General features: G+C 43.8%; 16 protein-coding genes and 1 tRNA gene. 7 read left to right on the top strand and 10 right to left on the bottom strand.

Features of this window, described 5'->3' with window-relative positions; translation table 11 throughout:
* The 7 genes from F7C14_RS00135 to F7C14_RS00105 all read right to left on the bottom strand — a co-directional run.
* A partial coding sequence (locus F7C14_RS00135; RefSeq protein WP_290898258.1) for a DUF445 family protein occupies positions 1-515 on the bottom strand: 515 nt, incomplete at its 3' end.
* Complete coding sequence (locus F7C14_RS00130) at positions 515-2,161, bottom strand: methylmalonyl-CoA mutase family protein (protein ID WP_290898255.1); 1,647 nt, start codon at positions 2,159-2,161, stop codon at positions 515-517. The genes F7C14_RS00130 and F7C14_RS00135, both read right to left, overlap by 1 nt.
* Before the next feature lie 13 nt (positions 2,162-2,174).
* Positions 2,175-2,597, bottom strand: a complete 423-nt coding sequence (locus F7C14_RS00125; RefSeq protein WP_290898252.1) for a biotin/lipoyl-containing protein — start codon at positions 2,595-2,597, stop codon at positions 2,175-2,177.
* On the bottom strand, positions 2,594-2,722 hold the full coding sequence (locus tag F7C14_RS00120; RefSeq protein ID WP_290898249.1) for a hypothetical protein: 129 nt from the start codon (positions 2,720-2,722) through the stop codon (positions 2,594-2,596). Before F7C14_RS00120 ends, F7C14_RS00125 begins: the two co-directional genes overlap by 4 nt.
* Before the next feature lie 9 nt (positions 2,723-2,731).
* Positions 2,732-4,288: a carboxyl transferase domain-containing protein gene (locus F7C14_RS00115; protein ID WP_290898247.1), complete on the bottom strand. Its 1,557-nt coding sequence runs from the start codon at positions 4,286-4,288 to the stop codon at positions 2,732-2,734.
* Positions 4,285-4,680, bottom strand: a complete 396-nt coding sequence (gene mce, locus F7C14_RS00110) for a methylmalonyl-CoA epimerase (protein WP_290898244.1) — start codon at positions 4,678-4,680, stop codon at positions 4,285-4,287. The genes F7C14_RS00115 and mce overlap by 4 nt, the downstream gene beginning before the upstream one ends.
* Positions 4,677-5,102, bottom strand: a complete 426-nt coding sequence (locus F7C14_RS00105) for a cobalamin B12-binding domain-containing protein (protein ID WP_290898242.1) — start codon at positions 5,100-5,102, stop codon at positions 4,677-4,679. Before F7C14_RS00105 ends, mce begins: the two co-directional genes overlap by 4 nt.
* Positions 5,103-5,259: 157 nt before the next feature.
* On the opposite strand from F7C14_RS00105, the gene F7C14_RS00100 reads away from it, so the two are divergent.
* Positions 5,260-5,331 (top strand) — tRNA-Arg (locus F7C14_RS00100).
* Between the two features lie 59 nt (positions 5,332-5,390).
* On the opposite strand, the gene F7C14_RS00095 is transcribed toward F7C14_RS00100, so the two are convergent.
* Together F7C14_RS00095 and F7C14_RS00090 are read right to left on the bottom strand one after the other, a co-directional pair.
* Complete coding sequence (locus F7C14_RS00095) at positions 5,391-7,247, bottom strand: DUF460 domain-containing protein (protein WP_290898239.1); 1,857 nt, start codon at positions 7,245-7,247, stop codon at positions 5,391-5,393.
* Positions 7,244-8,095 (bottom strand): serine/threonine-protein kinase RIO2, encoded by an 852-nt coding sequence (locus F7C14_RS00090; protein WP_290898237.1) that lies wholly within the window; start codon positions 8,093-8,095, stop codon positions 7,244-7,246. Before F7C14_RS00090 ends, F7C14_RS00095 begins: the two co-directional genes overlap by 4 nt.
* Before the next feature lie 37 nt (positions 8,096-8,132).
* Here F7C14_RS00090 and F7C14_RS00085 point away from each other — a divergent pair, with 37 nt between their 5' ends.
* The gene (locus F7C14_RS00085; protein WP_290898234.1) at positions 8,133-9,041 is read left to right on the top strand and encodes a TIGR00269 family protein; all 909 of its coding nucleotides are present in this window, start codon (positions 8,133-8,135) and stop codon (positions 9,039-9,041) included.
* On the opposite strand, the gene F7C14_RS00080 is transcribed toward F7C14_RS00085, so the two are convergent.
* Positions 9,034-10,086 carry a DUF373 family protein gene (locus tag F7C14_RS00080; RefSeq protein WP_290898231.1) on the bottom strand — a complete coding sequence of 351 codons (1,053 nt, stop codon included), beginning with the start codon at positions 10,084-10,086 and terminating at the stop codon, positions 9,034-9,036. The two genes, F7C14_RS00085 and F7C14_RS00080, sit on opposite strands and share 8 nt — an antisense overlap.
* A gap of 62 nt (positions 10,087-10,148) precedes the next feature.
* Here F7C14_RS00080 and F7C14_RS00075 point away from each other — a divergent pair, with 62 nt between their 5' ends.
* The 5 genes from F7C14_RS00075 to F7C14_RS00055 all read left to right on the top strand — a co-directional run.
* On the top strand, positions 10,149-10,643 hold the full coding sequence (locus tag F7C14_RS00075) for a 2-oxoacid:acceptor oxidoreductase family protein (protein ID WP_290898229.1): 495 nt from the start codon (positions 10,149-10,151) through the stop codon (positions 10,641-10,643).
* Positions 10,637-10,888 (top strand): 4Fe-4S binding protein, encoded by a 252-nt coding sequence (locus F7C14_RS00070; protein WP_290898226.1) that lies wholly within the window; start codon positions 10,637-10,639, stop codon positions 10,886-10,888. Before F7C14_RS00075 ends, F7C14_RS00070 begins: the two co-directional genes overlap by 7 nt.
* Complete coding sequence (locus tag F7C14_RS00065; protein ID WP_290898223.1) at positions 10,834-11,958, top strand: pyruvate ferredoxin oxidoreductase; 1,125 nt, start codon at positions 10,834-10,836, stop codon at positions 11,956-11,958. Before F7C14_RS00070 ends, F7C14_RS00065 begins: the two co-directional genes overlap by 55 nt.
* A complete protein-coding gene (locus tag F7C14_RS00060; protein WP_290898219.1) occupies positions 11,955-12,791 on the top strand; it encodes a thiamine pyrophosphate-dependent enzyme in 837 nt (278 codons plus the stop codon). The genes F7C14_RS00065 and F7C14_RS00060 overlap by 4 nt, the downstream gene beginning before the upstream one ends.
* A partial coding sequence (locus F7C14_RS00055; protein ID WP_290898216.1) for a formate--phosphoribosylaminoimidazolecarboxamide ligase occupies positions 12,788-13,624 on the top strand: 837 nt, incomplete at its 3' end. The genes F7C14_RS00060 and F7C14_RS00055, both read left to right, overlap by 4 nt.

Here is a 13,624-nt window from a genome sequence, read left to right as displayed (position 1 = left end):
TGCAAGCATCCAATTAAAAATCCGAGAACAGCTCCTGAAATCTCGATAAACCTCAACTCCTTTCCCGCCACTTGCTTTATAAATTTTTCAGCTTCTTCAGAGGAAAAGTCTTCAACCTTCCTCTTCACGATTTCCCTCAGCTCGACGTTTTTTGCTATTGTGTCCGAAAGGTATTCAACTCCGGTGTCGATAACCTTTGAGAGGTAATCTGTGAGCCTGTCCAGTATTCCGTAACTTTCGAGAAAAGATAAATAGCTCTTCTTGTTTCTCAAACTTCTTTTCAAAGCGTTTCTAATAAGCTCTTTAAAATCCTCTTCCGTTACGAAATTTTCAAGTCCCTCAACTATTGCTTTCGCTATTTCGTTCGCTCTTGAGGGTATCAATCCCTGAATTTCAAGAAAAAGAACTTTTTTAGGCTCTTTTGGGTGGAAAAGCAGTTTAACCGCTACGAAATTCGTAAAGTAGCCGATAAAAGCTCCGAGAATTGGAGGAATAAAAAATATTGTGAAGTCCATCAGAATATCTGAGGAGCTCTGTACTCTCCAAAAACTTCTCTCAAAGCGTCGGTCATTTCTCCGAGTGTGGCTTTAGCTCTAACAGCCTCTAAGAAGTACGGCATTAAGTTCTCGTCTGGATTCTCCGCGGCTTTCTTCAACTTTTCGAGAGCCTCTTCTACTTTCCTCTTGTCTCTGTTCTTCCTGAACTTCTTTAACCTCTCTATCTGCTTTCTAACGACACTCTCATCAACTCTGAGAATCTCCACCTGAATGTCCTCTTCGATCTTGTACTTGTTCACGCCTACGACTACAAGCTCTCCGTTGTCTATGGCTTTTTGCTTTTCGTAAGCGGATTTTTGTATTTCCCTCTGGATGTAACCGCTTTCAATGGCTTTCACGACTCCACCCATTTCGTCTATCTTCTCAATGTACTTCATAGCCTCCTCCTCTATCTTGTCCGTAAGCCATTCAACGTAATATGCACCTCCCAGCGGATCTATCACGTCAGCAACTCCGCTTTCCTCGGCTATTATCTGCTGCGTTCTCAGAGCTATTCTCACAGACTTCTCGGTAGGCAAGCTTAAAGCTTCGTCGTAGCTGTTCGTATGCAAGCTCTGGCATCCTCCCAACACAGCTGCCAAAGCTTGCAGGGTAACTCTGACTATGTTGTTCTCCGGTTGCTGAGCAGTTAGAGTGCAACCTGCTGTTTGCACGTGGAAACGAAGCATCATCGATCTTGGATTCTTTGCGTTAAATCTCTCCCTCATTATTCTCGCCCAAAGCCTTCTTGCTGCTCTAAATTTAGCGACTTCCTCAAGCAGGTTATTTCCGGCGGCGAAGAAGAAGCTTAAACGAGGAGCAAATTCGTCAACATCCATTCCTCTGTCTATAACCCTCTGAACGTACTCTATTCCATTTGCCAAGGTGAAGGCAACTTCTTGTACTGGAGTTGCTCCTGCCTCTTCCATGTGGTAGCCTGAGATGCTGATGGAATTCCATTTCGGCACCTCCTTAGCGCAGTACATTATTATGTCAGTCGCAAGTCTTAAACTCGGCTCCGGCGGGAAGATGTAGGTACCTCTTGCTATGTACTCTTTGAGCATGTCGTTTTGAACCGTTCCTCTCAACTGCTCCTTGCTAACCCCTTGCATTTCAGCCACCACTATGTACATGCTGAGAATTTGAGCGGCTGTGGAGTTTATTGTCATGGATGTCGAGACCTTATCCAGCGGAATCCCGTCGAAAAGTATCTGCATGTCCTCTATAGTGTCTATGGCAACACCTACCTTTCCAACCTCTCCCAGAGCCATCGGATGGTCGGAGTCGTATCCTATCTGAGTTGGCAGATCGAAAGCGACGCTCAATCCGGTTTGCCCCTGAGAGAGTAGGTATTTGTACCTCTTGTTAGTTTCCTCAGCAGTTCCAAATCCGGCGTACTGTCTCATCGTCCATACTCTTCCTCTATACATCGTGGGATATACTCCTCTTGTGAAGGGATAAACGCCGGGATATCCAAGCTTCTTTTCGTAGTCTATATCAACATCCTCTGGAGTGTAAACCCTGTCCACAACGAAGCCTGAAGCAGTTTTAAATTCCTTCTTTCTTTCTGGAGCTTTTTGGAGGAGGGGTTTTACGTATTTCTCCTCCCACTCTCTCTTATTCATACGAAACACCCCCTCAACCGATAACTACAAGAGTCTGCCCGGCATTAACTCTATCTCCTTCCTTTACTCTTACCTCCTTAACCACTCCCGAAAAAGGAGAAGTTACTTCGTTTTCCATCTTCATCGCTTCGAGGATTAAAACCGGCTGTCCGCTTTTAACTTCTTCCCCTTCTTTAACGAGAACTTTGACTATCGTTCCGGACATTTCAGCCTTTATCTCTTTCCCTTCAACGACAGTTTTCTCAACCTTTGGAACTTCTTTTACTTCAACCTCAGCAGAAGGTACTTTTGCTTCCTTAACGATTCTTTTGAACTCTTCTTCGAGGATCTCTATCACAGCTTTCTTACCGTTCACGCTGACTTCAAACTTCATCGGAGAGATTTCACTAACTTCAACTTCGTACTCGTTATCGTTAACCTTTATTTTATACTTCATGGCATCACCCTCGAAAGGATTTTCCAGTAGCTAACCTCTCTCCTTATCTCAATCGGTCTTTCCGCTGTGTCTTTCAAATACTTGTGGATGGCAGCTATTGCGGCAGCAAACTCTTCGGGACTCATAAAACCACCTCACAAGGGAATGTTTCCGTGCTTCTTGGGAGGAAGCTTCTCTCTTTTCGTCTCCAAAATTCTCAAAGCCGAGATTATCTTAACCCTCGTGTACTTCGGATCGATCACGTCATCGATGTAGCCACGAGAAGCAGCTCTATATGGGTTTGCGAATTTTTCTCTGTACTCTCTTATCTTCTCCTGTTTTGCCTTTTCCGGATCTTCTGCAGCAGCTATTTCTTTCCTGAAAACTATTTCAGCAGCTCCTTCCGGACCCATAACTGCTATCTCGGCTGTCGGGTAAGCGAAAACGAAATCAGCTCCAAGGTGCTTACTTCCCATAGCCAAGTACGCTCCACCGTAGGCTTTTCTAAGTATTATCGTGACCAAAGGCACAGTCGCTTCGCTATAAGCGTAAAGCACCTTTGCTCCGTGCCTTATAATTCCCATGTACTCTTGCTGAACTCCCGGCAAATAGCCAGGGACGTCCACGAAAGTTACAACCGGTATGTTGAAGCAATCGCAAAATCTAACGAATCTCGCTATTTTATCGCTGCTGTCAACATCGAGCGTTCCAGCGTAATATTTCGGATTGTTCGCAACGATGCCAACGGTCTTACCGTCTATTCTTGCAAAGCCAACGACTGCGTTGGGGGCGAAAAATGGGTGAATTTCGAAAAACTCTCCCTCGTCGACAACAGCCCTTATAACGTCTCTAACGTCGTAGGGCTTCATGGGGTCGTCGGGAATTATCTCGCTAATTTCTGGGGTCAATCTCGCTGGATCGTCGTTTGTTTTCACTACTGGCGGATCTTCAAGGTTGTTTAGAGGTAAGTAACTTACAAGCTTTCTTACGAGCATTAAAGCCTCTTCATCGTTTTCCGCAACCAAGTGACAATTTCCACTCTTCATCGCGTGAGCTTCCCAACCTCCAAGCTGTTGGGGGGTAACGTCTTCTCCGGTAACCTCTTTTATAACTTTGGGACCGGTTATGAACATGTAGCAGGAGGCGTTTTTCGTCATTATTATAAAGTCGCCTATAGCTGGAGAATAAACAGCTCCTCCGGCGCATGGACCCATTATCACGCTGATCTGCGGAATTACCCCGCTGTAAATCGTATTTCTGTAAAAGATGTCTCCGTAGCCTTTTAAAGCGTCGACACCTTCTTGAATCCTCGCTCCGCCGGAATCGTTTAGGCCAATAACCGGAATTCCAACTTTTGCAGCGAAGTCAAGAAGGTAAGCGATCTTCATTCCATGCATTTCACCAAGGCTTCCACCCATTACCGTGAAATCCTGAGCAAAAACAGCCACGGGTCTTCCGTCGATTGTTCCGTATCCCGTGATAACTCCGTCAGCCGGTAAATACATCTTGTCCAATCCGAAATCTGTGTTTCTCTTCTCAACGAAGGGATTTATCTCGACAAAACTTCCGGGATCCAAAAGAAGGTCGATTCTTTCTCTTGCGGTAAGCTTGCCTTGTTCGTGCTGCTTTTTTATCCTTTCATCTCCACCCATTTGTTTTATCCTTTCCTTCCTCTTGTAGAGATCCTCAATTAACTCTTTCCTCAAGGTCATCCCTCCACAAACTCAAGCAAAACTCCCTTGGTGCTTTTAGGATGAACGAAGGCTATTTTCTTTCCTCCCGCACCAATTCTTGGCTTCTCATCGATGAGCTGAAGTCCATTGTTTTTCGCATTCTCCAAAGCTTTTTCGATGTTCTCGACGTTTATCGCTATGTGGTGAATTCCCTCTCCTCTCTTTTCTATGAACTTAGCCACAGCGCTGTCCTCAGAAGTAGCCTCTATGAGCTCTATCTTGCTCTCTCCAACCGGAAGCATCGCAACCCTTACTTTCTGATCTTCAATCTCTTCTATCCCTTTGACCTCAAATCCAAGCTTTTTGTATAGCTCAATAGCTTCCTCAAGGTTTTTTACAGCAACACCAATATGATCTATCTTTTTAATCACGTTACCACCTTCCTTTCAAGCTTTTTGACGTTCTCCTTAATGAAATCGATAATTTCGTAAAGGGGGGTTCCGGGACCAAAAACCTTAGCCACTCCAATAGATTGAAGCTTCGGAACGTCTTCCTTGGGAATTATCCCTCCAACAAGAACGAGAACGTCTTTGTTTGGCTCTAAACCCCTCTTTTTTAACTCTTCCATGACTAAAGGGATAAGCTCAAGATGTGCTCCGCTAAGAATACTCAGTCCAACTACATCTACATCCTCTTGTAAAGCCGTCTCTGCAATCTCAGCTGGAGTTCTTCTGATTCCGGTGTAGATGACTTCAAAACCAGCATCTCTTAAAGCTCTCGCAACGACTTTTGCTCCTCTGTCGTGACCGTCTAATCCCGGTTTTGCGATAAGAACCCTAATTTTGCGTTCCATTAAACTCACCCCGTTAATTGCGATTAAAAGGAAATTTGCGGAAGTTAATATATCCTTTTCGAAAATTTGTATCTCGATTAAACTTCAGATCCCCCTTAGCGTCGAATTTAGCTTGCTAATAGCAAGTGTTTTATTAAGCTTTGCAAAACTCATCAGAGGGCTCGTGGGGTAGCGGACATCCTCGGGGGCTTCGGACCCCCGGACCCGGGTTCAACTCCCGGCGAGCCCGCATTTTTATAAATAACAAGACTTGACGTCTTAGGCTGGACGATAATTGCTAAACCACAATTATCCGAAGAATCTTTTACTCCTGTATTCTTCCACGAGTTTTTCAATCTTTTCGAAACTTTCTTTTTTCATCTCTTCAATAGCCTCTTTCAAAATTTTCTCAAGTTCTCTCGCATGGATCATAGCCAAGTCCTCGAAAACTTCCATTTCAACTCTTTCTGGAGGTATAACTGGAATTCCGTTTTCTTTGAGAACATCGTAGGCGACATGGGAAAGTCCAGAGGCGAACACGACCTTAACTCTCTTTTTAGCAAGGATTTCTGCGGTGCTTTTTCCACCTCCGCCAGATTCGAGGATTAAAATTACGTCTCCTTCTTCAATTCCGAACTCTTTCTCGACTCTCTCTATCTCATCCTTTGTAAACTTTCTCAAAACTTTTACAACTTTCCACCCCTCCATTCCGAGTTTTCTGATTCTTTTCAGCTCCTCTATTTTCTCTTTTAATTTTGAGATTTCCTCGTCCTTCCTTCTTATCTCTTTTCTGAGCTCGGCAATTTCGCTTTGTAAAGATTTGTAGACGTTCTCCCTTCTTATTTTTTCATACTGCTCGCTTGAGATTGTGTAGAGCTTCATCTGGAGTCTCTCGACCTCTCTCTTCAGCTCCTCTATCTTCTCCCTGAGCATTTTATTCTCTTCCACGAGTTCCTGAATCTTTTTGTCTCTCTTTCTGATTTCCTCTAAACTTACCGTACTTTCCTCTTTTTGCCTGACTTTTGCCTCCTTTCTTTCAAGGATAGATTGAAGAGTAAGCCCCTTGATTATACCGGCTTTCACCATCTCGACGTCGTATCCAGCCGGAACTCGCTTTTCGATGTTCTCAAGTTTGTTCTTATAATGCCTGTAAGCCTCCATAGCAGCTGCCAACGCATCCCTCTCGTGATCGTTCTCGCATTTGTAGTTGTTAACGAGGGCGAGTTTCCTTTTTATGCTTATATCGTCCTTTGGCGTGTACAGCGTGGCTTGAAAGGCTTTTTTAACTTTCAAAACGAAGTCCGGAGGAGTTTTTTTGTCTGTTGCAATCAAAACGGGATGACCAAAAGACAACACGTGCTCTATGAGCCTCGGTAAGTTCATATCCTTCCCGCTTCTAACATCGAGGATTTCACCTTTAAGATTTAGGATTGCAACAGCTGTTGTCGTTCCGGGGTCAACTCCTACTATCAGGTACTCCTTAACTTTGCTTAGCGGAACGAACTCAAGTTTTTCCTTTTCCACAGCCGTTACCGTGACTCTTACATCCCTCGTTCTGAAGGGTCTAATAGGGACCTCCTCTCTCGGAGCGTTAACGACGAATTTTCCGCTGCTAATTCCCCCGTATCCGTGTTTTACTTCCTCTCTATACTTTAACCCAGCACTATCGAGGATCTCTTTTATTTCTCTGAAATAGTAGCGAACTATGTCGTGAATTCTTCTCCTGTACTTGTTCTGCCTCCATCCACCTTTTCCGGGGCTTCTATTTCTTGAAACTACTATTACCGTTTCGTCTTTAAAAGCTGAGACGATTTCCCCTATTCCAAGAGTGACGAGATAAGCACAAGCTTTAGCTTCGTCGAAGGGATTTCTTGCGTTTATCTTCAAGCCAAATCTTGCTGCCAACCTTGGTAGAGGTTCTTTACCAGCCACTTGAACGAGCTTGGTAGAAGGGGGAAAAGCGTGAAGGAAATTGAGAAGATCGTTTTTGTTTTCAAACAGCTCACTTATGTTATCTATCGCAACGTAATCTGGACTTTCTTTTCTTATTATCCTCAGGAGTTTGCTTTTCGAAACAGCTTTTTTCTCCTCCCCATCTTCGGAGATGTACACTAAAGCGAACTCATCTGGGTTTCTCTTGATTATATCCACACCAAATACTTTCATCCCTTCTTGATCTCTTCGAGAGTTTGCTTTAAATCTCTTTCTATGCCGTAGGCTTTCTTGAAGTACTTCAAAATGTTTTCCACATCCCTCTTTAAAATCTCCTCGCTTCCGTCTTCACTTACTTCCATCGACTGAGGAAAGTCTATAAAGTAAATTCCCTCCTCATTTACGAGAATGTTGAACTGGCTCAGGTCTCCGTGAACTACCCCGAGTTCGTACATCTTCTTTACCTCTTCGAGTATCATTTCGAGGACGTCCTCCGGATTTTCGAGCCTAACTTTGTAAAGCTCCTTAGCATCTATAAGCTCCATCAGAACAGCATTGCCCTCCCAAGCTATGGGTTTTGGAACTGAAACTCGTTTATAAAGCTTTTTTAATGTCTGAAACTCCCTTCTGGCTGATCTAACCGTCAAAACTGTGTAATGCAAAGTTCCGTAGTCCCTCTTTTCCTTGACTTTTTTAAAGCTTGGATATCCCACTCTGTGGAATTTCAAAACTGCTTCTTTTCCCTGGGAAATGACGGTGTAAACCACGCTCTCCTTACCTTCTCCGATTAAACTTCCAAGCTGTTCAACTTTTCCAGCGGCAACAAGCCTTTTTAGGGAGTAAACACTCAAACCTTTGAAAGTAAAAGCGGTTCCGAGGTACTCTGTGTACTTATTTTCTACAAGCCTCATCGAAGCGAGCCTTTTCAACTTAGCTTCCAGTTCCTCCTCGCTCAAGTTCGTCTCTCTAATTATCGCATGGGATGGAACATACTCGAAATCCCACATGTTCTTAAATATGCTTCCCAAAATTTTCCAGTCGAGCTTTTTCAAAGAAAGATAAACGTTGGCAAGGTCTTTCACAGAGACATTTTTATGCAATCTGTATAAAAGCTGTTTCGTGCAGTGTTCCCTCTGCTCTTCAAAGGCGGTGTACTACCAAAGGTACTCCTCAAGGCACCTCTGTAAGAAGCACTTCCTCAGGGATTTCTATAGAAGAGTGAAGAGAGCTGTAGCTAAGTACAAAATGATAGAGAGCGGCGACAAGATTGCCTTGGCTATGAGCGGTGGAAAGGACAGCGTTACTCTCGCTCACGCTTTGATGGAGCTTTACGGAAAAAGGAGAGATCTCGAATTCGTTGCCATAACGATAGACGAGGGGATAGAGGGCTACCGTCCACCTACTGTGGAAATAGCGAAAAAAGTTTGTAGGGATTTGGGAATAGAACACGTTGTAGTCTCTTTCAGAGAAGAAATTGGTTTGAACCTCGACAAGATGGTTGAACTTGGAAAGAGAAACGCTTGTACTTACTGCGGAGTTTTCAGAAAGTACTTGTTAAACAAAACCGCTAAAGAACTCGGAGCTACTAAATTGGCGACTGGTCACAATCTTGATGATGAAACTCAGACGATTTTGCTGAATTTCTTAAATGCGGATGTAGAGAGACTGGCAAGGTTGGTTCCGCAGAGAGTTCAGAAAGGTTTGGTTTACAGAATAAAACCCTTGAGGGAGATCTACGAGAAGGAGGTTGTAATCTACGCTATAGTCAACAACCTTCCAGTTAGCTTGGAAGAATGCCCATATTCAAGATTTCCGGCAAGAGCGATTGTTAGGGACTTTATTTACGAATTCGAGAAGAAATACCCGGGGAGAAAGTTCTCGATCATGCGAAGCTTTGAAGAGCTCTTGCCTTGCCTTCACAAAATGTATCCTCAAATAGAGCTTGGAGAATGCAAAATTTGCGGTGAGCCTACGGCAAGAGAAATCTGTAAAGCTTGCGAACTAAAAAAGGAGCTTGGAATTATTTAGTTCTCGATATAAATACTCCGATTAAAGATAGGACGATCGCTCCGAAGATCGAATACAGAAAGTCGGAAATCGCTCTCCTCTGCAACTCTTCGAAGTAACCGCTCCAAGAGAGAATTAATACGCTCGAACCGTAGAAAAGAAGTCCGGCTGAAATTATGAAGAACGGTGATGCGAGCATCCTTCTTACGCTTTTTCCTTCGAGCAAACCGTCCAAAATCTTTCCGAAGCTGACGAAAAGAGAAGCACCGACAATCCACCACACCGCCCCATAGACAAAGGAGGTTGCTAAGATTATCACTCCAGCAGCCACGGGTTGAGTATAGATTTTCCAGAATTCGTTGAATCCCTGAATGAGGCCGGCGATAAAGATCAGTATGGCTGTAAGGTTGGTTATGAACGTAATCTTTCCTTCCTGCAGAGACTTTTTCAGGTTTTCCATTACCCCTTCAACGTAGTTCTCCATCCCGTAGGCTTTCAGGATCATGTAAAGCCCGAATATTAGCAGCACACCTCCAGCAGCCATGTAGGATTTTCCGGTTAGAGTTAAAATTGCGTAAACGACTAAGATCAATCCGAGGGGAGCTAATGTGGCTTTTGCAATTTTGGGATCTTCGAAGAGCTTTTTTATCAGGTAATAGGTGCTCTCTATCGTTCTGCTCTGCTTAACAACCACTCTGCTTACTCCGTCTATTTTGAACCTTGAGGATACTATTGGTAGTACGAACTCGTCCTCTGATCCGTCGGTAACAACAATAACGCTCTCAGCGTTAACGAGCTTTTTTAGTTCATCGAGTTCCTTCGCTATTTTCGTATCAGAAACGACTCCAACTGCCTCATCTCCGGAAACTATTGCCACCTCAGCATTTTTTAATTCATCGTACAGCCTTACAGCCTGAAAAATTGCATTAACGTCACTGTCTTCTGGATCGGAAAGGGCTAATTTAACCGCAGCATTCAAACAGTTTTCTCTCCCGATTACCGGAGTCTTAATTTTCGCTTTTCTTCCAATGTCGTCATCTCTGTCTATTACCAGTATTAATTTCACGTAAAAGATTCTTCGAAAAACAATATAAACGTTTTTAAAGCGGTGATCTTGCTTTCCTAATGATGATCGAAGTCAAGATAGTTAGCAGGGGTGGGCAGGGTGGAGTAACTACTGCCAGAATTCTCGCCAAAGCGGCTATGGAGGAGGGATTGTACTCCCAGGCAATTCCTCAGTTTGGAGCGGAGAGGAGAGGGGCTAAAGTTTACTCTTATCTGAGAATTGATGAAAAACCGATAAGAAGACATACAAAGGTGGAAAAGCCAAAAATTGTGGCTTACTTCGATGAAAAACTCGTTGAAGAAGATTATGCGGAAATCAAGATTTTGAATGGCTTTGCAGAAGGTTTTTGCTGTTTAAACGCTAATAAAATTGCAGAAGAACTCGGCTTAGTTTCCTCTGGATGGTATCTCATAAGCTCTCCGATGAGCGGAGCTATTGCAAAAGTTTTGGGAATTAGCTTGAGTAGTTTGAAGTATGCCGTAATGAGCGAATTCTCCTCCAAAGTTAACGAGAACGTTCTTGCTGCAAAAAGAGGTTATGAGGTGGTCAAATGTTAGATCCTCTCATCTCTCATCCTAAGGTGGGGTCAGCGGGAAAAACAGGAGAGTGGAGGGTTTTTAAGCCGATAGTTGATCACGAGCTTTGCGTTTTATGCTTGGAATGCTCCGAATACTGCCCAGAGAACGTGATAGAGGTGAGAGATGACAAAATCTGGATAGATTACGACTACTGCAAGGGGTGTTTGATATGCAAGAACGTCTGCAAGATGAAAGCTATAAAAGCGGAAAGAGAGTTTTATTAAACGGAAATCAGGCTGTCGCTGAAGCAGTTAAAATTGCTGAACCAGACGTCATTGCCGCTTACCCTATTACCCCGCAGACTCCAGTCGTGGAAAAATTAGCCGAGTTTGTTGCAGAGGGAGTGCTTGACTCCGAATTCGTTAATGTCGAATCGGAATATTCAGCTTTGTCCGTTGTTTACGGAGCTGCTTTAACCGGAGCGAGAGTTTTTACCGCTACATCAAGCCACGGTCTGGCTTACATGTACGAGATGTGCTGGTGGGTAGCCGGATCCAGAGTTCCGCTCGTTATGGCTCTTCCGACAAGGTCGATAGGAGCTCCTTGGAACATTCACTCCGATCACTCGGATGTTATGATTTTGAAGGATGTGGGTTGGATAATTTCCATGGCTGAAAACGCTCAGGAGTGCTTCGACCTCACGCTTATAGGCTTCCCCATCAGCGAGGAGTTAAACATTCCTTATTCAGTTAGTTACGATGCGTTTATGGTCAGTCACACCGCCGAAGTTGTAGAGGTAAGGGATGTGGAGCTTCCGAAGAGAAAGCAAGCTTATAAAATCCTTCCGAACTCTGAATTTGCTCTTAACGCTGTAACGGTAAACGATGCGAGGCACAAAGCTAGGAAAACGTTAATGAAGGACCTTGAAAATTCGAGGAGGAAAATAGAGAAGATTGGTAGGTGTTTTCTTGGAGAAGACTTCTCTTTGGCAGAAAAATACAGAGTGGAAGATGCAGATTACGTCATCGTTACCTACGGAGGGTGGAGTGGGGATTTTAAAGATGTTGTAGACGAAATGAGGGATGAAGGTGTGAAAATTGGTTTGCTGAAGCTGAGGTTTCTCAGACCTCTCCCGGAAGAAGAACTAAAAGAAATTTCTGGGGACGTTCTCGTGGTCGATCGTTCAGCTCTCTACAAATTCGGAGGGATGGGAGGAGAAATAAAAAGGATAATTCCTGAGGCTAAGAACGTTATAGCGGCTCTTGGAGGCTACGAAATAGGTTACTCCGAGATAAAAGCATTGGTCAGAAGATTTGTTTCGGGAAAAATCGGAGAGGTGGAGTGGTACCCATGATTCTGCCGGGAAATGCAAGCTGCCATGGTTGTCCCATTACGATAGCGATGAAAACTCTTGATGAAATTGAAAATCCTGTGGTGCTAATGCCGGCAAGCTGCTCGACTGTTATAGCCGGAATTCATCCGAATTCGGCTTTGAAACTTACAGTGGTTCATGTTCCATTTCCCTCCACACCCTCAGTTGCAGCTGGAATGAGCAGAGGTTACAGAAAGCTTGGGATTAAAGCTAACGTGATAGCTTGGATGGGTGATGGAGCAGCAGATATCAGCTTTACTGCTCTAAAAGCTATTGCTGAGAGGAACGAGGATGTGATGGTTGTCATAGTTGACAACGAAGCTTTCATGAACACCGGAAATCAGAGCAGCTCGTCGACGCCGAAATATGCAAAAACGACAACCGATCCAGCTGGAAAGAGAGAAAATAGGAGAAGCGTCTCGCTATCTTTAATCAACTACGGCTACGTAGCTACAGCTTCGGTAGGATACGTAAAAGACCTAAGGAGGAAGATGGGGAAAGCTGGAGAAAAAGATGGGTTTAGACTTCTCCACGTTCACTGCCCTTGCCCGCCAGGCTGGAAGTTTGAAGCGGGCTTAACTGTAGAAATCGCGAGACTTGCCGTTCAATCTCTATTTTGGATTTTGTGGGAGAAGGATAACAAGCTTAGAATATCCGAGATTAGCAAAAAAGCTTACGAAAACAGAATTCCGGCAGAAAAATACATAAAGCTTCAGGGGAGGTTCAAAGGAATAAAAAGAGAAGAAATTGAGGAGCTCGAAAAATTTGCCGTTGAAGAGTTTGAAAGACTGTTAAAGCTGGAGGAGATATTGTGAGGGAGAAAATACTCGGGATTCTGAAAAACTACAACAAAGATGAAATTTCGATCGCAACACTCGGGAGTCACTCGGCTCTTAACATTCTCAAAGGAGCTAAAGAGGAGGGATTCAAAACAATATGCATTGCAAGAAAAAGAGAGAGAGTAATCTACGAATCCTTCGGTGTTGCCGACGAAATTTGGGAGGTTTCGGATTTTACACAGCTCTTAGATGAAAGCGTTCAGAAAAGACTTAGGGAAGCAAATGCTATCCTCATTCCTCACGGATCGTTTAACGCTTACATAGGGAAGTTTGATAAACTGCTTGTTCCTATTTTTGGAAACAGAGTTCTGATGGAGTGGGAAACCAAAAGAGAAAATCAAGAAAAGTGGCTGAGAAATGCCGGCTTGAAAATGCCTAAAACTTTTCAATCTCCGAAGGAAATTGATAGACTTGTTATAGTGAAGTATCCGGGAGCAAAGGGAGGAAAAGGATACTTTCTCGCCACAAGCTACGAGGATTTTAAAGAGAAAGCGAAAAAGTTCGTCAATGCTGGGTTGATAAGTGAAGAGGAAATTGAGAAAGCTTTCATACAAGAATATGTAGTCGGAGCTAACGTTTACTTTTCCTTCTTTTACTCCCCGGTTTACGAAAGGATTGAGTTGATAAGCGTTGATAGAAGATATGAAAGCAATGCTGACGGTTTAGGGAGAATTCCGGCAGAGGTGCAGTTAAAGAAAGAATTGGATTTGACTTTTACAGTCGTGGGAAACTTTCCGGTGGTTCTTAGGGAGAGCATGCTTGCCGAAGCTATTGAAGCGGGAATTAGAGTCTACGAAGAGTCGAAAAGG

Source organism: Ferroglobus sp., assembly GCF_015521575.1.
In the GTDB taxonomy this organism is placed as follows: domain Archaea; phylum Halobacteriota; class Archaeoglobi; order Archaeoglobales; family Archaeoglobaceae; genus Ferroglobus.
Note: the sequence above shows the minus strand (reverse complement) of the source record. Positions and strands in the feature narration are given on the sequence as shown.